The organism is Vibrio anguillarum, assembly GCF_001989995.2.
Lineage (GTDB): Bacteria > Pseudomonadota > Gammaproteobacteria > Enterobacterales > Vibrionaceae > Vibrio > Vibrio anguillarum.
This window is the reverse complement of record NZ_JAHGUP010000198.1, coordinates 1-439: the sequence shown is the minus strand read 5'-3', so window position 1 is coordinate 439 and position 439 is coordinate 1. Positions and strand designations below refer to the sequence as shown.

General features: G+C 39.4%; 1 protein-coding gene. It reads left to right on the top strand.

Annotated elements, in window-relative coordinates; all coding sequences use genetic code 11:
* The first annotated feature begins 119 nt into the window (after positions 1–119).
* The gene (locus tag PL85_RS18415; protein ID WP_013867767.1) at positions 120–356 is read left to right on the top strand and encodes an RNA recognition motif domain-containing protein; all 237 of its coding nucleotides are present in this window, start codon (positions 120–122) and stop codon (positions 354–356) included.
* Positions 357–439 lie beyond the last annotated feature (83 nt).

Sequence of the window (439 nt, the reverse complement as noted above, 5' to 3'; positions counted from 1 at the left end):
CTTGAGCCGTTTGTTATGCAGTTTTTTAACCAATACTCAGTATAGAGAACGAATTGCTTAGCCAAACTTATCTTTAGCTGCCACAATTCGCACTGTCATTTACTACCAATTGGTTCATCATGAAACTTTTAGTTCGCAATCTATCTCGCTCTACAACTGAACAAGAACTTCGTGTTTTATTCTCAGCTCATGGCTCCGTAGCTGAATGTACGCTTGTTTTAGACCAAGTAACGGGTCAATCAAAAGGCTTTGCTTTTGTCGAAATGCCAAACGAAAACGAAGCTAATGCTGCAATTTCTAGCCTAAACCTTTCTGACGTAGCTAAAAGCAAAATCAGAGTAAAAGCCGCAGAATAAACACCTTACATACAAAAAGAGTAAAGCTCCGTCAGTTCAAATACATTGGGCTGACGTTTTTTAGGTAAGCGCGTCATAAACCC

What these genes read in the sequence shown, in the direction of transcription:
- PL85_RS18415 (WP_013867767.1), top strand. Translation starts at nt 120, where the DNA reads ATGAAACTTTTAGTTCGCAATCTATCTCGCTCTACAACTGAACAAGAA.